Genomic DNA, 18,429 nt, shown 5'->3' with positions numbered 1-18,429 from the left:
CTCTCAGTGACCGGCCGTGGCTTTCGCCAGCGGAACGTCCTCGTGCGGTGCCCCTCCAGCCGGCCGCGGACCTCCCCGCCCTCAGTGACGCGGCAGCCGTTTCATCGGCCGCCCTGCCTTGCGTGGCGATCCGGTCGGCGCGCCGGGCACCGGGCGGTGCAGGTGGTGGCGGGCGACGAGTTCGAGCGTCACCGCGACCGCGACGGACTGCACTGCCATGAGCGCGATCAGGACGAACAACTGCACCGCCCCGGCCATCACGGGACTCGCCCCTGCCATCAGCATGCCGACGAAGGCACCGGGGAGGGTGACCAGCCCCACCGTCCGGGTCTGGTCGAGGCCCGGCAGGAGTGCCTCCGATGCCGCGGGGCGGGCGATCTCCATCCGTGCGTCCCGGTCCAGGAAGCCCAGGGCCATCGCGGCTTCCACCTCCCCGTTGCGCTGGGCCAGTTCGTCCAGGGCGCGACGTCCGGCAAGGACGGTCACGGTGAGTGCGCCGCCGATGAGGATGCCCGTGATCGGGATCAGTGCGATGCCTCGCAGCGGGACGAGCCCCGTCAGCAGCAGTGCCGCGACGACCGGCACCACGCCGGCGGCGATCGGGGCGGCCGTGAGCCACCAGGTGCGGTCGCTGGTGATTCTCCGCCCGGCCGTACGCACCGCCACCGAGAACATCACGACAAGGAACGCCAGCAGGCCTGGCACGGACTTGACGGCCCACGCGATGACCACCGACACGACGGCGAGCTGGGCCGCGGCCCTCAGTCCGGCGACGAGGATCTCCCGGGCTCGGCTCTTGTACGGGTGCGGGTCGAGATGGAACCGCCCCGCGACCACGGCCGCCGCCAGCAGCAGGGCGGCTAGCAGGACGCCGAGGGTGATGTTGACCGGGACGAGGGATGTAGCACTCGACGTCACGTTCCCCACCTCAAGCAATCCGCGTCGGTGCTGCCGGCCGAGCGCTACCGCTGCTACCGGATGATCGTCGGCAGGCGCTCACATCCGAGCCGGACGTCAGTTGCTTCTCAATCCACCGGATCCGGCGGGCGTTCCAAACGGTATCCGTGCCCGCGCAGCGTGGTGATCTCCGGCAAGCGGACAGGACCGCTCGCGGCCTGCACTGCCTTGGTGAGTCTGCGTCGCAGGCCCGCCATCGTCACGTCGAGAGTCTTGGTGGGTCCGAACCAGTTCTCGTCCCACACCTCGGCCATCAACGTCTCCCGCGACACCGCCTCGCCGACCCGCTCGGCCAGTACCGCGAGCAGGTCGAACTCCTTGGCCCGCAGGGGGATCTCGGCACCGCGCAGCGCGCACCGTCGGGCGGAGACGTCGACGACCAGATCGCCCAGCCGCACCGGCTTGCGGACCGGGGCAGCCACTGCCTGCCGCCGCAGATGCGCTCGCAGCCGGGCGAGCAGCACGGTCATGGTGAACGGTTTGACGAGATAGTCGTCGGCCCCGGCGTCCAGTCCGGCGATGACGTCGATGTCCTCGGTCCGAGCGGTCAGCACGACGATCAACAGATCGGGGAGGCGGGCCCGCAGATCCCGGGCCACGTCCAGACCGTCCATGTCGGGCAGCCCCAGGTCCAGCAGCAGCACGTCGTACGGTGCCCGCGCGGCCTCGGCCAGGGCGCCCGCCCCCGTACGGCACCACGTCGGCACGTACTCGTGGCCGCGCAGGCCGGCTTCCAGATGGCGGCCGATGGTGTCGTCGTCCTCGACGACGAGGACACGGTGGCGGTAGCGGTCTGGTGCGGCGGGCGTGCGCATGGACGACAGCCTAGGAGTGGACAGGGTGGCTAGCCCGTCGTGTGCGCGGGGAGTGTTCACAGGTCGCGGAGCTCCTCCACGGCGGGGCGTCGGGTGGTGCGGATGCCGTTGAGGGCCGCGGCGAGGATGGCGACGACGGCGGCAGCGCCGGTGAGTGCGAGGTAGGTGCCGGGGACCGAGAGGCCGGCGGGTGGCGGATCGAAGACGCCGGTCAGGACCTTGACCAGCATCTGTGACAGGGCCCAGCCGATCAGGGCGCCCCCGGCGAGGCCGCCGGCGGCCAGCAGCAGGGCCTCGGTGAGGACCATGCCGCGCAGGTGGCGTGCCCGCGCGCCGAGGACCATGGCGATCGCGAAGGTACGGCGGCGTTCGGCGAGCCCGAGGGCGAGGACGAGCCCGCCGGCTCCCGCGGCCAGCAGCACCGCGAAGGCGAGTTCGATGCGCGTCAGGCCCGCCAGGTCGACCGAGGTCAGGCTGGTGCCGACGGTGCCGCGGGTCTGGGTGAGGTCGGTGACGGTGGCACCGGTGCCGAGCTGCCTGCGCAGCTGTGCGGCGATCTGCTTCTGGTGGCTGCCGCCGGTGTCGAGGAGGAAGGCGCCCACCGCGTCGCTGCCGGTTGCCTTGGCGATGTAGGAGGCGTTGGCGACGAAGAAGCTGTCCTTGGGGGCGGTGGGGAACTCCTTGGCGATGCCCGCGTAGTGGAAGGGGACCGTGTGCAGGGCTTTGGTGCGGGCGTCCTGGACGCGCAGGTTGACGGTGTCGCCGGGGGAGAGCTGGAAGTCGTTGACGGTCTCGACGCTGACCAGCAGGTTGTCCGGGTGCTGGGCCAGGCGGTGCATCAGTTGCCGGGCGGTGCCGCCGGCGAAGTAGGCGTCCTGGAGCGAGGTGGCCCCGGCGATGGTGTCCGGGCGCACGCCGTAGAGGTCCTGCAGATCGGAGCCGACATAGGCGAAGCGGTGCTGGAGGGGTTCGACGTGCCGGACACCCGAGATCTTCAGGGCCGCTCCGGAAGCGGGTGGGATCTGGGCTCCGGGCGGTTCGGTGACGGTGACGTCGGCGCCGTTGGTGAGCCGGGCGTCGACCTCGGCCTGCTGGTGGTACGTGGCGTTGAAGACGGCGGTGGACACGGCGAAGGAGACGGCCAGGGCGAGCAGCACCACCGAGCGGGCGAGCGGTCGTCGGCGCCGGGTCAGTACGGCCGCGGTGGTCCCGGCCAAGGTCGCGGTCAGCGGACGGGCCAGCCGGGTCAGAACGGGACGGCCGCGGGTGAGGACCAGCAGGGTCAGGCGCCACAGCAGCACGGCCGCGCCGATCCACAGCAGGGCGGGGCCGAGGAAGGCCCAGTACGACACGGAGATGCTGGGAACGCCCTCGGGGGCGAGGACCAGCGCGTACTGGCTGCCGGAGGAGGCACGGAAGACCAGCCACGAGCCGATCAGGAGCACGAAGTCCAGGCCGTACCGCAGCCACCAGGGCGACCGGAAGGGGCGTACGCCCTCCTGTTTACGGGCGTCGGCGACGGTGACCGAGCGCAGGTCCCGCAGCGCGGGGACGAGAACGGCACCGGCGGCCACCGCGGCTCCCAGCGCGAAGGCGATCGCGTACCAGACGACCCACTGCCCCGCGCTCGCGCCGAACGAGGCCGCACCGAAGGCGAGACGGCCGGTGAGCGCGGCGACACTCAGACCCGCGAGGCCCCCGGCGAGGCCGATGAGGGCGGCTTCCAGGCCCGCGAGACCGGTGATCTGGCGGGGCCGCAGTCCGCGCAGTCGCAGCAACCCCTGTTCCTGGCGTCGCCGTTCGCCGCCGGCTGAGGCGACCGCCGCTGTCAGCGCGGCCGCCAGGACCGCGCCCGGCACACCGAGGAAGAGGAAGAGGATCTGGGCGTACAGGGCGTCCTGGCGGGCGGAGTCGAGGGCGGCGCCGATGTTGTTGCCGACCAGGGCGGTGCCTGCGGAGCGGGCCTCCAGGTTGTGGGCTGCACCGGTGACCGAGGAGAACGCGGCGGCCGGGTCGGAGGGCAGCCGGGTGTTGTCGCGGGCGACGTGGACCTGGGTGGTGACGGCGCCGGCGCCGCGGGTGAGGGAGGCGAACCGGGCGGCGGGTAGCAGGACGACGTTGTCCGGGGGCGCGGCCGGCTGCGACTGGCTGGGGGCACCGACGGTCTGGAAGAGGGAGTCCGCCTGGGGCAGGTCGACCACGCCGTCCACCTTCACTCGGCGCAGGCCGGCACCGGGAAGCTGGATGCCGACGGTGTCGCCCGGGGCGGCGTGCAGGTTGGAGGCGGTCTGCTGGGCCAGCAGGACTCCGGTGGAGGAGCCCGACAGCGTACGGACGGCGTCCGGGAAGGGGGCCCGGTAGCCGTCGGGCAGTCCGAGGGCGACACCGGGGCCGGTGGTCTGGGTGCTGCCCTGCACGCGGGCGGTGAAGCCGCTCGTGTGGGCGTAGCCGACGGGCAGCGCGGTGCGAGTACCGGGAGTCTTCCGCACGAGGGACAGGACGGCGTTCGGGTCGGCGCCGGGCTGTACCTGGACCTGCCAGTCCACGGCGACCGAGCGTACGGCGCGCTGGGTCATGGTCGCCTTGGACGCGGTGAGGAAGGAGCCGAGCGCGGCGACGAGGGCGACCGCGAGCGTGACGCCTGCCAGGGCGGCCAGCAGCCGGCCGGTGCGGTGGCGGGCCAGCCCGCGCGCCCATGCGGTGATCATGACACCTCCTCGGGGGCGAGCAGCCGTCCGTCGCGCATGAGGCGCCGGACGGTGAGCCGGGCGGCGACGGCCGGATCGTGGGTGGTGACGACGAGCGCCGCATCGGTGTGGTCGGCAGCCGTCAGCAGGGCGTCCAGGACGCGGGCGCCGGCGGCGTGGTCGAGGCGGCCGGTGGGTTCGTCGGCGAGGATCAGGCGAGGCGCCTGGGCCAGGACCCGGGCGGCGGCCACCCGTTGGGCCTGGCCGCCGGAGATCTCCTCGGGCAGCCGTTCGGCGAGGTCGGCGGCGTCCACCAGGGCGAGCGCGGCGAGGGCGGTCTGCCTGGCCTCGTCCTCCGCGCGGTCGGTGAGGACCAGGGGCAGGGCGGTGTTCTCGGCCACGTTCAGGGCGGGGATCAGGCTGTCGCCCTGGAAGACGAGGCCGACGTCGTTCGGCCCGAGGGAGTCGGTGCGGGTGACGGTGCCGTGGGTGGGCTGTTCGAGTCCGGCGATCAGATGGAGCAGCGAGCTCTTGCCCGACCCGGAGGGGCCGACCACCGCGAGCCGGTCCCCAGCCCGGATCTTCAGGTCGGCGCCGTGCACGGCCACGACCGCCTGGGCTCCCCGGCCGAAGGTGAGGGCCGCGTCCGTGCAGCTGACGAGCACGTCATCCGACGACATCGGGTGCCTCCTCGCGGTCGTGCGGCGGCGGGGCACTGGTGGCCCTGCCGTCTGTCAGCGTGATCACCCGGTCCGCGACCCGGACCGCCTCCGCGCTGTGCGTGACGAGCAGCACCGCGCAGCCTTCCGTGGCCCGCTCCCGCAGCAGTGAAAGCACCAACTGTTCGGTCTCGCCGTCCAGTTCGCCGGTCGGTTCGTCGGCAAGCAGGACGGCGGGCGCGTTGGCCAATGCGACGGCGAGCCCTGCCCGGGCCAGCTCGCCGCCGGACAGCTGCCGGGGCAGGGCACGTGTCCGCCCGGCCAGCCCCACCTGCGCCAGCAGGGACTCGGCCGGGACGGGGGCCCTGCGGCCCTGCGCCCGTTGCGGCAGGCGGACGTTGTCGCGCACGTTCAGGTGTGGCAGCAGATTGCGGGTCTGCAGCAGGACGCCGATGTGCCGGGCGCGCAGCCGGGCCCGTTCCGTCTCGGGCCGATGGCTGATCCGTACGCCGCTCACGCGGACCTCGCCGCCGGAGGGCTCGTCGAGTCCGGCCAGGCACGCCAGCAGAGTCGACTTTCCGGCCCCGGACGGTCCCACGACCGCGACGGTCTCACCACGCCGCACCGTCAGCGACACCCCGCGCAGCGCGAGCGTCTCCTCCTCGCCGGCCCGGTAGAAGCGGTACAACTCGCGGGCTGCCAGCACATCTTCGGCCGAGCCGCGGGAGTCGTACGAGCCGACTGGCATCACGCTCACCGCCACGCGAAGGAGTCGCTGACGATGCGCCAGGGATCGACGTTGTCGGCCTTGACCGGCCCGGACAGGGTCAGGTCCACCTCGTGCCCGGCGCGATAGAAGGCATACCGTTCGAACGCGTCCCGCACCACCTTGCCGGTCACCTGATCCTTCGCCGAGTCGCCCTGGTAGGTCAGCAGGACCACGCGGCCGGAGTGCCGGGTCACCTCCGACACCTTGGGTGCGGCGAACTTCGGTACCTGGGAACGCAGTTGAGGTACGACGGTGTCGGTGACGGAGCGGGTCGTCGGCGGGCCCGCTGCGGACACCGCCGTGATCTTCACAGTGTTGAGCTTGTCCGTGAACACGGTGGTGCTGCCCTGGCCGGTGCGGGCCCAGCCCTCGGGCACCTTCACGGTGAAGCCGGTGAAGGAACCGCCGGTCGGCCGGTAGGCGACGAACGCCTGGTTGTCGGGGATGTCGCCAGGAGGGTTGGACTCGGTGGGCGCCGCGTTGTTCTGCCCGCCGCTGCCGCCTCCGCCTCCGCCTCCGCCTCCGGAGGAGGAACCGGCCGTGGGAGGGGCCGGGGACGTCGTCGAGCCGGAGCCCGAACCCGAACCCGTCCCGGAGCAGCCCGCAGTCACCGCTGCCACGAAGGCCAGTCCGACGACCGCGTACGTCCGTGTGCGTGCTGCCATGACCACTGCCCTCCAGAGGAGTCCTCGGACCGGACGGTCCACAGCACCGACGCTAGGAAGAGGCCGGTTAACGCCCTGCTCGCCGCGGGTTAGAGGACGGCAAAAGCGTGTGGCGCAGCGCGTCCGCACAGGTGAACGGCCCGCATGATGGGGTCATGAGACAGCGCGTGGTGCTAGTCGCCCTGACCGCCGCTCTGGTCGCCGTCGTCCTCCTCGCCGTCCCGCTCGCCCTGGCCATCAGGTCGTCCCTGTACGCCGACCAGCGCGACACCCTGGAGCGGTCCGCCCTGGCCGGGGCCGTACGCGTGAGCCCGGACTACGTGACCGGCGACCCGGTGGAACTGCCTGAGCCCCCGGCGGGCGGGCACCTCGGTCTGTACGACCTGCGGTCGCGGTTGCGGGCGGGCAGCGGTCCCCGTTCGGGCGACGCCCCGGTCCGTCGCGCCCTGGGCGGAGAGGCCGTACGGGGTCACTCGGGCAGCGATCTGGTGGTCACCGTGCCCGTCTCCCACGCCGAGCAGGTGATCGGCGTCGTGCGGGTCTCGGCCCCCGCCGCCTCCGTGAGCGACCGCGTCCTCGTCGCGTGGGCGGTGCTGCTGGGGGTGGCGGCGATGGCGCTGGCCGTCGCGGTCGTCGTGGCCCGCCGTCAGGCACGGGTCCTGGCAGCCCCGTTGGAGGATCTGTCCCGCCACTGCCGGGCCGTGACCGAGGGCGACCTGAACGCCCGCGCCGCCCGCAGCAGCATCGCCGAGATCGACCAGGTCGCCCGCACCCACAACGAGATGCTGCACAGCCTCTCCGAACTCCTTCGCCACGAACGCGACTTCACCGCCAACGCCTCCCACCAGCTGCGCACCCCGCTCACCGGTCTGCAACTCGCCCTGGAGGCGGGCCTCGCCCAGGACGACGCCGGGCTGCGCCCCGTCCTGACCGAAGCACTGGCCACCACCCACCGACTGCACCACACGGTGGAGGAGGTGCTGCGTCTGTCGGGTGCCGCCAAGGTGTCCCCCTCCGCCGCCGGGAAGATCGCGGTGGGGCAACTGCTGCGGGACGCCGAGGAACGCTGGCACGGTCTGTTCGCCAGGGACGGCAGACGCCTGGAGTGCGCCGCACGGGACACACCGACCGATGTGCTGGTCCCAGGCGCGCCCGTGTCGGAGGTGCTCGGCATCCTGCTCGACAACGCCCGTGTGCATGGGCGCGGGACCGTACGGGTCACCGTGCGGGACCTGGAGGACGCCCTCGCCTTCGACGTGAGTGACGAGGGCGCCGTCGCGGGCGAGCCCGCCCGACTCTTCGACCGCGGACACCGCGGGGGCGGACCGGGAGCGGGCATCGGCCTGGCTCTCGCCCGGGACCTGGCCGTCTCGCTCGGCGGCAGGATCTCCCTGAGCAGTGCTCATCCGGCCACTTTCACGTTGCTCATTCCTGTCGATGAGGACGAGGCACAAGGGGCGCCTGACTGAGATGGCCTTGTTGCGTCGCGTTCTCGGTCGCTGCACTCTCGGAGGATGCGCATCGAGAAGTGGCTCGGGGGCGGTGTGGATCGGTTCGTGGTACCTGATGTACCTGGAGGTCACGCGCTGGCACCACGTGAAGCCGTCGTTGGCGTTCAACTCGGGCACGGTCCCTGGGACGGGCGTCCGGCAGCGTCCCGGTCAGCCGCTGACCCTTCTCTACCTCTCCTGCATGGCTGCTCCGCTGGTGGACGTGGCCGGAGTGGTCAGGCAGATCCGCGCACGTCATGCCGCCAGAACCAGCCGTAGACCGTGACCACCCGCCCGTGCCTGGCGGCCTGGTCCAGCGCGTCCTAGCCCCTGACCGCCGTCAACACGTTCTCCTCGAAGGGGCCGCCCTTGACCGTGACCTCCTTCACTGTGCCGATGCCCTTCACGTAGTACTTGTTGTCCACGACCCCGGGCTCCAGCGGCGTCCATTCCTTCGTGCGCAGGGCCCCGGTGAAGGTCTTGAACGGGACGGACACGCGGGACATCAGGTCCAGAACCTGGAAGCGGTCCTCGGCCTGGCCGGGGTAGTACTCCTGCTGTCCGGCGGCGCCGGGTACGGGGTGGGCGGGCAGGAAGATGCCCGGGCGGGCGCCGTCACGGCCGGCGCGCCAGGTGCCCTCGGTGGAGAGCATGTTGCCGTGGGCGTCGAGTTCGGCGGTGTCCTCGCCGAAGTACCAGACGTCTCCGGCGGAGTCCTGGGCGTAGTAGTCGCGGGTGGCCTCGCGCAGGGTGCGGCCGGTGTAGAGACGGTCCGAGACGACACGGCAGGGGATTGCCGGTGATCTTCTCGGTCTCGCGGGTGGCGGTGAGGTACTCCGTGGACTTGGCACCGTCCTTGATGCCGCTGTAGACCAGCGTCCGGCCGGGCGGGAGCGGGAACCACGGGTTGTCGACGGTCGCCGAGAAGCTGCGGGGAGCGGGGCTGGTCGTCGTCGGTGCCGCGGACTGGTGGCTCGAGCTTCCCGAACCCGAGGAACAGGCCGTCAGCACGACCGTGGCCGTGCAGCCGGCGGCGACGGTGAGGATCAGTGCACTGCGTTTCATGCTCTTGCTGATCATCGGGACTCCCTCGTCAAAACTGTGGCTTCGAGCCTGCTCGCGAGTGGCTAAGGGGACCCTGAAATGGTCCCCACCAGCCCATGAGGGGTCCGCTCGGTTCGACTCAGCGTCCCCTTAGCCACCCCCACTACGCTGGACACCAGCAGGGCCTGCGCGAGGAGGCGCCATGCGGATTCTCGTGGTCGAGGACGAAGCGCCCATGGCGGAGCTGCTGAGGCGCTGCCTGACGGAGAACGGCTTCGCGGTCGACGTGGCCGCCACCGGCGAGGACGGCCTCTGGTACGCCGGGGAGACCGACTACGACGTGATCGTCCTGGACGTGATGCTGCCGGACACCGACGGGTTCGGTGTGCTGCGTGAGATCCGCGCCGCCGGCCGGTGGGCGCCCGTCCTGCTGCTCACCGCACGGGACGCCGTCGAGGACCGGGTGCGCGGTCTGGATCTGGGCGCGGACGACTACCTCGTCAAGCCGTTCGCGCTCGCCGAACTACCCGGCTGCGCGCTGTGATGCGCCGGGGCGCCCGTGAACGGCCCGCCGTTCTCACCGTCGGCGACCTCAGCCTCGATCCGGCGACCCGCTCCGTGGCCCGCGGGGGCGCGCCGATCACCCTGACGGCCAAGGAGTTCGCGCTGCTGGAGTGCCTGATGCGGCGGCCCGGCCAGGTGCTGTCCAAGGCCGAACTCATCGAACACGTCTGGGACTTCACCTTCGACGCGGACTCGAACGTCGTGGAGGTGTACGTGGGCTACCTGCGGCAGAAGATCGACCGTCCCTTCGGGCGGCGGTCACTGGGTACCACCCGGGGCGCCGGCTACTGGCTGAGAGACGACCGCCAGGACGATGCGGATCATGCGCGCTCTGTTGGCTAGGCTCCCCGTCCGGCTCCGCCTGACCCTCGCGTTCTGTCTGGCGATGGCGATGGTGCTCACCGCGCTGGGCGCCTTCCTCTACACCCGGATGGGCACGGAACTGACCCGCGCCGTCGACCTCGACCTGCGCGCACGGGCCGCGGCCACCGTCGGTTCGCTGGCCCAGCGTGAACGGGCCCCGCTGGATGCGGGCAGTGGACTCATCGACCCCGACGAGTCGTTCGGCCAGATCCTCACGCCGCGGGGTGACGTCGTCGAGACGACTCCGGCCGTCGCAGCGGCGCCCCTGCTGCCGCCGGGCACCACACGAACCGTCACCAAGCCGGTCTTCCTCAGCCGCCATGTCGTGGGCATCGACGACCCCGCCCGGCTGCTCGCGCTGCCCGTTCGGCTGCCGGGGACGGTCGAACGGCCCGCCGTCCTCGTCGTCGGCGCACCGCTCGGCGACCGTGCAGAGGCACTGGACCGGCTGCTGCTTCTGCTGCTCGTCCGCGGGCCGCTCGCCCTGGCGGCGTCCTCGTACGCGGGCTGGCTGCTGGCGGGCGCGGCCCTGCGACCGGTCGAGCGGATCCGCCGGGAGGCCGCCGCGATCTCCGAGACCGAGCCTGAACGGCGCCTGACCGTCCCGCCGACCGGGGACGAACTGGCCCGTCTCGCACACACCCTCAACGCCATGCTCGGGCGCCTCCAGGAAGCACTGGAACGCGAGCACCGTTTCGTCGATACCGCCGGACACGAGCTGCGCACCCCGCTGGCCCTGCTGCGGGCCGAGCTCGAACTGGCCACGGCATGCCCGCGCGACCGCGCCGAACTCGAAGCCGCCCTACATTCTGCCGCCGCTGAGACCGACCGGCTCGTCGGGCTCGCCGAGGACCTCCTCGTCCTGGCCCGCACCCGACAGGGTCGGCTCCCACTGCGCCGCGAACTGGTGTCCCTGGCACGACTGCTCACCGACGCGGCCGAGGCGTTCCGCGCCCGCGCGACCGCCGACGGTGCGACGATCACCGTGGAGACGTCCGGAGCCCCCGAAGCAACCGCCGACGCCGATCCGGTACGGCTGCGCCAAGTCCTGCACAACCTCCTCGACAACGCCCTGCGGCACTCCGGCCCGTCGGGGCCTGGCCACATCGTCCTGAGCACCGAACGAGCGGACAGTGCCGTGAAGTTGTGCATAGGTGACGAGGGCCAGGGCTTCCCGCCCACCATGCTCGCCGGGCCACCGCCGGGCACGTCGGCCGACAAGAGTGCCGGTGGGCTCGGCCTCGCCATCGTCGCGATGATCGCCGCGGCACACGGCGGCCGGGTGAGCCTGGCCAACCGTCCATCGGGCGGGGCTCTCGTCACTGTGAGCCTGATCGCCGCGCCAGTGCAGGGAAGCGGTGCCGAGTGCCCGAGTGCTGCGGTCGGCTCGTGCGCGGGACCGGCCGAGGCAGCCGGCGAACGCGGAGCACACTCCTCGCCGAGCAGCGGCGCGGAGTCCACGCATCCGAGGCCGATGTAGAAGCCGGTCAGGCCTTCGCGCAGACTTCTGGCCGGAGTTGGGCAGAGCGACTGCGTGGCCTTCTGCAGGACGATCCACAACGACTGATCCGCCCAGCCGTGCGATGTTTCATGACGGCGAGGTCGCGGCCACGACTCGCAGGGGGCGTATGGGGCCGCCCAGGTGGATGTCACCTGGGCGGCACCGTGCCGGGTGGGATTTCAGCCGTTCGGTCCTGCCGGGGTCGTGGTGGTCTTGAAGCCCTCGGTCTTGTTGGCCTGGAGGGCGAAGTCGTTGGTGAACGTCTTGCTGAGGTCCACCGACCCCTTCACGTTGCCGACCAGTTTCTCCGTCGCCAGGGAGGTCTTCGGACCGCCGGCCGGCATGATGCCGTCGGGGAGGAACTGACCCTTGTCCTCGGCCAGGGCCGAGATGTAGTCGGCCTTGGTAACCAACTGGTTCGACACGTACGACGCGGGCAGCTTGTTCGCGATGTCGGCCGCGCTGTGGGTGTTGATCCAGTGCATCGTGGCGACGAGCGCGTCGACGACCTTCTGCACCGTGTCCTTGTGCGAGTTCACCCAGTCGGTGCGGGCGAGCACACTGGCCGCGGGATAGGCGCCGCCCATCGCCGCCGTGGCGCCCTTCGTGGTGGCCAGGTCGATCGCGGAGGCACCGACGCCCTTCTTCTGGATCGCGGCGACCGTCGGCTGCGTCGTCATGACGCAGTCGACCTTTCCGTTCTGCAGCGCGGCGATGGCGGTGGAGCCCGCGCCTACCGCGATCCGGTGGAACTGGCTGGTCTTGATGCCCTTCTTGGCGGCCAGGAACTGGGTGAGCGTGTCGGTTCCCGAACCCAGGTCGGTGACGCCGAGGGTCTTGCCCTTGAAGTCGGCGCCCGAGGTGACGCCCGACTTCTTGGTGCACATCTCGCGCTCGCCCGGCGCACCGGAGAGCTGGACGACGTCCTCGACCGCCTTGCCCTTGGCCTGGAACTCGATGGTGTGGTTGTACCAGGCGCCCGCCATGTCCACCTGCCCCGACGCCATGGCCTCCTCGGCGCCGACGCCGCCGTCCTGCTCGGTGCTGAGCTCGACGTTGACGCCGTACTTCTTGTAGAAGCCCAGCTGCTGGGCGAGCTGGTACGGGAGGTAGATCTGCTTGTCGAGGCCGCCGGCCATGAGCTTGACGGTCGGCGTGCCGCCGGAGCCGCCGCTGGAAGTGCTGGCGCTGGAGTTGCCGGAGCAGGCGCTGACCGCGCCGAGGGCGAGAACGGTGAGGAGAGACGCGGCGACGGCGACGGGTCGTCTGGACATGGCTGGCCACATTCCTTTGGTGAGGTGGAACAGGGGAGGGGAGAGGGGTCAGAGGGCGTTCGAGGCCTCGGAGGGGGCCGGCGGGCGCCAGGACAGCAGCCGGTGTTCGAGCTTGCCGATCAGCCACTCGGCGCCGAGCACGATGACCGAGATGACGAGCATCGTGGCGAACACGCCGTTGGGGTCGAAGTTGTTCTGCGCGGTCTTGATGACCAGGCCGAGGCCACTCTGCGCGCCGAGCACCTCGCCGACCAGCGCGCCGACGATGGCGAAACCGAAGGCGCTGTGCAGGCTGGCGATGATCCAGGTCAGCGCGGACGGCACGATGACGTGCCGGATGATCTGCATCTGCGAGGCGCCGAGCACCTTGGCGTTGGCGAGGATGTTGCGGTCGACCTCACGCACGCCCTGGAAGGCGTTGAAGAAGACGATGAAGAACACCAGTACCGCGGCAAGAAGGATCTTGGGCAGTACGCCGATGCCGAACGCGACGATGAAGATCGAGCCGAGGACGATGCGCGGGATCGCGTTGACCATCTTGATGTAGGGGCCGAGCACGTCGGAGAGGTAGCGGCTCTGACCGAGGGCGACGCCGAAGACCACTCCGGTGACGGCCCCGAGGGCGAAGCCGGCGAGCGCCTCCTGGATCGTCGTCCAGATGTTGGCGTAGAAGGATCCGAACTCGGTGCCGTTCTGGAAGAGGTCAACCAGCCGTTTGGCGATGCCGGAAGGCTGCCCGAAGAAGAACGGGTCGACGATCCCCCAGGTGGTGAAGGCCTGCCAGCCGCCGATGACGAGGACCGCGAGGCCCACGCGGCCCGCCCACACCAGGGCGATGCGGCGCCGCAGAGCGCGCTTGGCGGCGGACGCGCCCGAGGCTGGCGCGCTGACTTTGACGGGAGCGGGCGAAACAGCGGACGTCGTGCTCATGCCGTACCTCCTGCGGTGCGTGCGTAGGCGCGCTCCACCTCCTGGCGCAGCGAGTCCCAGATCTGGTGCTGGAGTTCGATGAACCGCGGCTGGAAACGGATCTCCTGGACCGAGCCGCGCGGGCGGGGCAGGTCGATGTCGAAGACCGCCTTGACCGAGCCGGGGCTGGACGTCATGACGACGACCCGGTCGGCGAGGGCCACGGCCTCGTCGAGGTCGTGGGTGATGAAGATGACCGACGGCCGGATCTGCTCCCAGAGGCCGAGCAGTTCGGTCGACATGATCGCCTTGGTCTGCACGTCCAGGGCGCCGAACGGCTCGTCCATGATCAGGATCCGGGGTTCGTTGATCAGCGCCGCGGCCATCGCCACGCGCTTGCGCATGCCGCCGGAGAGCTGGTGCGGGTAGCGGTCCTCGAAGCCCGTCAGTCCCACCCGGCGCAGCCAGTCGCGGGCCGAGGCCTGGGCCTGCTGCCTGGGCACCCTGCGGAAGACCGGGCCCATCAGCACATTGCCCAGGACGGTCTTCCAGGGCAGCAGCGCGTCGGCCTGGAACATGAAGCTGACGCCGTCGGTGACGCCGTCCACCTCACGGCCGCCGACCCTGACCGAGCCCTCGCTGGGCCGGTCGAGCCCGGACACCATGCCGAGCGTCGTGGACTTCCCGCAGCCGGTCGGGCCCACCACCGCGCAGAACTGGCCGGGCTCCACGGTGAACGAAACGTCCTGCAGTGCCGTGAACACCTCACCCGCGGGAGTCAGAAATCGTTTGGTGAGTCCGGAAATCTCGACTCGCGCGCTGTCCTGGCCGGCTTTCTCGGCGACCGGGCTCACCGCGGCATCGTTTCGCGTAGCCATCTGAGGCTGTCTCCTTCCTGACCTCGGAGGTCGAGGAAGGCAGACGCTAGAGGGCGGCAGGTGTTACGTCGCTGTTTCATCCGTATCTCGCGTTAGCCGTGTTAGCCATGCTTTTGCTCGTTCTGCTCAGTCGGCCGGGGGTGGGCAGAAGGCCGGTGCCGGGGGCACAATCACGCCACCACGGGTACGGCGCAGGGGCCGCGCCCGGGCCCCGTACGACAGGCAGCGACATCCGTGACGAGCATCCGTATCCCGATCGGCCGCGGTGGGAAAGGGCGGCTCTCCGCGCGGATTCTGGCCAACCAGCTGATCATCCTGGGGCTGACCGGGGTGATCGGTTTCGTGCTGTTCGCTTTCGCGCAGCGAGGCGAGATCGACCGTGCCTATGAGAAGCGGGCCCTGGCCATCGCCGAGACCACGGCTGCGGAACCGCAGATCCGTCACGCCATGCAGTACGGGGGCGGAGGCGACGTGGTGCAGGCGGTGGCCGAGCGGATCCGGAAGGCGTCGGGCGCGTCGTACGTGGTCGTGCTCGACCTGCGCGGTATCCGCCACTCGCACCCCGACCCGGCGCTGGTCGGTGAACCGACGGGGGACCGGATCGTGGTGCTGGACGGCAGGACGCACGTCGGCACCGACCAGGGCGCGACGGGGCGGTCCGCCAACGGCAAGGCCCCGCTGTACGGCCCCACCGGCAAGCTGGTCGGCGAGGTGTCCGCAGGGATCCCCGAACACTATGTGCTGGGTGAGCTGTGGCGCGAGCTTCCCACCTTCGGCCTGTACAGCGCCATCGCCGTCGCGCTCGGCTCGACGGCCGCGTTCCTGCTGGCCGGACGGCTCAAGCGGACGACGTTCGGGCTGGAGCTGGAGGAGATCGCGGGGCTGCTGCAGGACCGGGAGGCGATGCTGCACGGCATCCGCGAGGGAGTCGTCGCCTTCGACCCGGACGGACGGATCACGCTCGTCAACGACGAGGCCCGCGACCTGCTCGGACTCGGCACCGCGCTCGGCAGCACGCTGGCGGAGGTCCTGCCCGACGGGCGGCTGCGCCGCGCCCTGGACGGCACTCTGGCGGGCGGCGACATCAGCGTGCTCACCGACGACCACTGCCTGGTCGTCAACCGCATGCCGGTCGCCCTGCACGGACGGGAGCTGGGCGCCGTGGTCACCGTGCGCGACCGCACCGAGATGATCGGTCTGTTGCGCGAACTGGACTCGGTGCGCGGGCTGACCGACGCGCTGCGGGCCCAGCAGCACGAATTCACCAACCGTATGCACACGGTGGCCGGGCTGCTGGACATCGGCGACCACGACGCCGCCTACGAGTTCGCCGTCGACACGGCCGGTGCCGAGCAGGCGCTGACCGAATCCGTACGGGAACGGATCGGCAACCCGCTGCTCGTGGGACTGATCGTCGCCAAGACCACGGTGGCCGCGGAACGTGGGGTGCGGATCGTTCTCAGCGAGGACTCCGCCCTCGGCGAGGACCCGCCGCATCTGCCACGGCTGCTGACCATCATCGGCAACCTGCTGGACAACGCGATCGACGCGTCCGCGACCGGACCGGCGCCCTCGGGCGGTGCCGAGGTCTGTCTGTCGCTGATCGAGGCCGTCGACGCGGTGCGGGTGGAGGTGGCCGACACCGGCCCCGGTATCCCGCCAGGCACCGCCGAGTCCATCTTCGAGGACGGCTGGTCGACCCGTCCGGACCGCGGCACCGCCAGGCGCGGCCTCGGCCTGGCGCTCGTCCACCGGCTGGTGCAGCGGCACGGCGGCACGATCGCCGTCAGTGAAGGGCCTGGCGCCGTCCTCACCGTGATGCTGCCGGTGCCCGATACCGCCCAAGGTCCACGGGGCGCCCTGTTCTCGACGGCTTCACCGGTACTGGACGGTATGGCAGGAGGTGATCGCTGGTGATCCGGATTCTGGTGGTGGAGGACGACTTCCGGGTGAGCCGCATCCACTGCGACTACGTGTCCCGCGTCCGGGGCTTCGAGGTGGTCGGCCAGGCGGCGAGCGTGGCCGAGGCAGTGACCGCGGTGCGCGACCTGCACCCCGACCTGCTGCTGCTCGACATCTTCCTGCCGGACGGCAGCGGACTGGACGTGCTGCGCCGGCTCAGCGGCGACGAGGGCGGCGACCGCCCCGACGCCATCATGATCACCGCCGACCGGGACATCACCTCGGTACGGATCGCGATGAAACTCGGCGCCGTCGGCTACCTGGTCAAGCCCTTCGGCGCGCCCGACCTCGCCGAGCGGCTCACCGCCTACCAGGAGCTCCAGCACCGTATGGACGCCCTGGGTACGGTCCCCGAGACCGACCAGGCCGACGTTGACGCCCTGTTCAGCGCCGCCCGGCCGCCGGCCGTGCCCCGCGTCCCCGCGAAGGGGCACTCCGCGCCGACGCTCGCCCTGCTGCACCAGACCCTGCGCGGCGCGCACGACGCACTGTCGGCCGCGGAGGCCGCCGAACGCACCGGAGTCTCCCGTGCCACGGCTCAGCGTTATCTCTCCTACCTGGTCAAGGAGGGCATGGTCCGGCTCGAACTTCGCTACGGGGCCACCGGCCGCCCCGAACACCTCTACCGCAGCACGCACTGACCGGGACGCTCTCGTTTGTTGAGCCCCTCGAACGGAGGGCTGGGAGCGTCTTACGCCAGGTGCGTGTCCCGCCACCGCGTTGATGTGGTCGCCTCCCGTCACCGGGGCGGTTCACGGTGACGCAGGGCAGGGCGGGTGCCGATGACCCGCTGTCCGCACGACCCGGCTCGCGGCTGTCTTCTGCAGCAGCCCGTAGGCGAGCACGGGCAGGAGCAGGTGTGGTTTGTCGGGCAGCGTGGTGGCGATCAGGACCGCGCTCGCGCTGCTGTTGTTCATCCCGCAGGCGAGCGTCAGCGAGGAGGAGGCGGGGCCGTCCAGATGCAGGAGCCGTGCTGCGGTCCGGCCCAACGCGAAGGACAACAGGCAGACGAGCGCAGCCACGGCCAGTGCAGCGGCGAACAGGAGGGGGCGTGGGTGCGCGAGGAACGAGGCCAGGGCACCACTGGCGTTCACATAGGTCAGGACGAGCGATCCGGCCAGTGCCACGGGCACGATCACGCGCAGGGCCCCGCTGAGCCAAGCCGTCGGCAGCGCGAGACGGAACAGGATGCCGACGACACTGGGGAGGACCACGGTGACGAGGGCGAAGCCGCCGTTGGCCGTGCGTCCGGTCGTTGCGAGCGTGTCCGCGTAGCCGTCGCTCAGGAGCGGCACCAAAGTGGTGATGACCAGCGGGACGGTGAGCGGGCTGAGGAGCGTGGAGGCGAGGACGAGGCCCACCATGGCGGGCTGGTCACCGTCACCCGTGCCGGTCCAGACGGTGGCTCCGGCGGCCACGGGCATCGCCACGATCAGGATCATCGCGGTGATCAGTCCGCTGCCCCCGTCACTGTCCGGGGTGCGGTGCAGTACGAACGCGACAACGGGGATGACCAGGAGCGGGATCACGAGGTGGAGGACCATCCCGGCCAGCAGGGTGGTCGGCTTGCGGAGCAGGCGGCCCAGTTCGCGGACGGGAACCTGGAGTCCGGCGGAGAACAGCAGCAGGGACAGCAGTAGCGGGGCGGTGTTCAGGGGCAGGCCGGTGACAGTGCCGATCGGCACGGTGTGGTCGCGACGCAGCCACAGGCCGGGGTCGGGCAGGAGGAGGGCGGCGACGTAGGACAGCACGACGGCCCGGCCGAGCCGACGACGCAGCCAGGCCGTCACCGGGTCGGCAGGCGGTGGAGAGGCAGTCGGACGGTTCAAGGCGGTCTTCTTCCACGGCGGCGGAGGGGACGGGGCGGAACGCCGCTATGCAGGAGCCGTGAT

At 71.1% G+C, this 18,429-nt stretch carries 15 protein-coding genes and 1 pseudogene; 5 read left to right on the top strand and 11 right to left on the bottom strand.

Annotation, left to right across the window (positions count from 1 at the left end; translation table 11 throughout):
* Positions 1-81: 81 nt before the first annotated feature.
* The 6 genes from ABZT02_RS02880 to ABZT02_RS02855 all read right to left on the bottom strand — a co-directional run bounded on the left by ABZT02_RS02880 (position 82) and on the right by ABZT02_RS02855 (position 6,552).
* Positions 82-918, bottom strand: coding sequence for an ABC transporter permease (locus tag ABZT02_RS02880; RefSeq protein WP_356013532.1), 837 nt, complete (start codon positions 916-918; stop codon positions 82-84).
* Between the two features lie 107 nt (positions 919-1,025).
* Complete coding sequence (locus tag ABZT02_RS02875; RefSeq protein ID WP_356013530.1) at positions 1,026-1,772, bottom strand: response regulator transcription factor; 747 nt, start codon at positions 1,770-1,772, stop codon at positions 1,026-1,028.
* Between the two features lie 56 nt (positions 1,773-1,828).
* Positions 1,829-4,480, bottom strand: a complete 2,652-nt coding sequence (locus ABZT02_RS02870; protein ID WP_356013528.1) for an FtsX-like permease family protein — start codon at positions 4,478-4,480, stop codon at positions 1,829-1,831.
* Entirely contained in the window at positions 4,477-5,139 is a 663-nt protein-coding gene (locus ABZT02_RS02865) for an ABC transporter ATP-binding protein (RefSeq protein WP_356013526.1), read from the bottom strand. Before ABZT02_RS02865 ends, ABZT02_RS02870 begins: the two co-directional genes overlap by 4 nt.
* The gene (locus ABZT02_RS02860; protein ID WP_356013524.1) at positions 5,126-5,866 is read right to left on the bottom strand and encodes an ABC transporter ATP-binding protein; all 741 of its coding nucleotides are present in this window, start codon (positions 5,864-5,866) and stop codon (positions 5,126-5,128) included. The genes ABZT02_RS02865 and ABZT02_RS02860 overlap by 14 nt, the downstream gene beginning before the upstream one ends.
* Positions 5,867-5,871: 5 nt before the next feature.
* A complete protein-coding gene (locus tag ABZT02_RS02855) occupies positions 5,872-6,552 on the bottom strand; it encodes a hypothetical protein (protein ID WP_356013522.1) in 681 nt (226 codons plus the stop codon).
* 155 nt (positions 6,553-6,707) lie between these two features.
* Between ABZT02_RS02855 and ABZT02_RS02850 the strand changes: the two genes are divergently transcribed.
* Entirely contained in the window at positions 6,708-8,021 is a 1,314-nt protein-coding gene (locus tag ABZT02_RS02850; protein ID WP_356013519.1) for a histidine kinase dimerization/phospho-acceptor domain-containing protein, read from the top strand.
* Positions 8,022-8,365: 344 nt separating this feature from the next.
* On the opposite strand, the gene ABZT02_RS02845 is transcribed toward ABZT02_RS02850, so the two are convergent.
* Positions 8,366-8,893, bottom strand: coding sequence for a hypothetical protein (locus ABZT02_RS02845; RefSeq protein ID WP_356013518.1), 528 nt, complete (start codon positions 8,891-8,893; stop codon positions 8,366-8,368).
* Between the two features lie 395 nt (positions 8,894-9,288).
* On the opposite strand from ABZT02_RS02845, the pseudogene ABZT02_RS02840 reads away from it, so the two are divergent.
* Both ABZT02_RS02840 and ABZT02_RS02835 read left to right on the top strand, forming a co-directional pair.
* A pseudogene (locus ABZT02_RS02840) lies at positions 9,289-9,992 on the top strand (response regulator transcription factor).
* Positions 9,973-11,493, top strand: coding sequence for an ATP-binding protein (locus ABZT02_RS02835; protein WP_356013516.1), 1,521 nt, complete (start codon positions 9,973-9,975; stop codon positions 11,491-11,493). The pseudogene ABZT02_RS02840 and the gene ABZT02_RS02835 overlap by 20 nt, the downstream one beginning before the upstream one ends.
* 200 nt (positions 11,494-11,693) lie before the next feature.
* On the opposite strand, the gene ABZT02_RS02830 is transcribed toward ABZT02_RS02835, so the two are convergent.
* From ABZT02_RS02830 to ABZT02_RS02820, 3 genes are read right to left on the bottom strand one after another with little or no spacing between them, the layout of a single operon-like run.
* Positions 11,694-12,788: an ABC transporter substrate-binding protein gene (locus tag ABZT02_RS02830; protein WP_356013514.1), complete on the bottom strand. Its 1,095-nt coding sequence runs from the start codon at positions 12,786-12,788 to the stop codon at positions 11,694-11,696.
* A 48-nt stretch (positions 12,789-12,836) separates the two neighbouring features.
* Positions 12,837-13,718, bottom strand: a complete 882-nt coding sequence (locus ABZT02_RS02825) for an ABC transporter permease (RefSeq protein ID WP_356013512.1) — start codon at positions 13,716-13,718, stop codon at positions 12,837-12,839.
* The gene (locus ABZT02_RS02820) at positions 13,715-14,575 is read right to left on the bottom strand and encodes an ABC transporter ATP-binding protein (RefSeq protein ID WP_356013510.1); all 861 of its coding nucleotides are present in this window, start codon (positions 14,573-14,575) and stop codon (positions 13,715-13,717) included. The genes ABZT02_RS02825 and ABZT02_RS02820 overlap by 4 nt, the downstream gene beginning before the upstream one ends.
* A gap of 234 nt (positions 14,576-14,809) precedes the next feature.
* Here ABZT02_RS02820 and ABZT02_RS02815 point away from each other — a divergent pair, with 234 nt between their 5' ends.
* Together ABZT02_RS02815 and ABZT02_RS02810 are read left to right on the top strand one after the other, a co-directional pair.
* The gene (locus ABZT02_RS02815; protein WP_356013508.1) at positions 14,810-16,492 is read left to right on the top strand and encodes a sensor histidine kinase; all 1,683 of its coding nucleotides are present in this window, start codon (positions 14,810-14,812) and stop codon (positions 16,490-16,492) included.
* Positions 16,489-17,178, top strand: coding sequence for a response regulator (locus ABZT02_RS02810; protein WP_356013506.1), 690 nt, complete (start codon positions 16,489-16,491; stop codon positions 17,176-17,178). Before ABZT02_RS02815 ends, ABZT02_RS02810 begins: the two co-directional genes overlap by 4 nt.
* 111 nt (positions 17,179-17,289) lie before the next feature.
* Here the strand turns inward: ABZT02_RS02810 and ABZT02_RS02805 are convergent, their stop codons facing one another.
* Positions 17,290-18,366: a sodium-dependent transporter gene (locus tag ABZT02_RS02805; protein ID WP_356013505.1), complete on the bottom strand. Its 1,077-nt coding sequence runs from the start codon at positions 18,364-18,366 to the stop codon at positions 17,290-17,292.
* Positions 18,367-18,429: the final 63 nt, after the last annotated feature.

The organism is Streptomyces sp. NPDC005402 (assembly GCF_040606575.1).
GTDB lineage: Bacteria > Actinomycetota > Actinomycetes > Streptomycetales > Streptomycetaceae > Streptomyces.
This window is presented reverse-complemented; position numbering and strand designations above follow the sequence as displayed.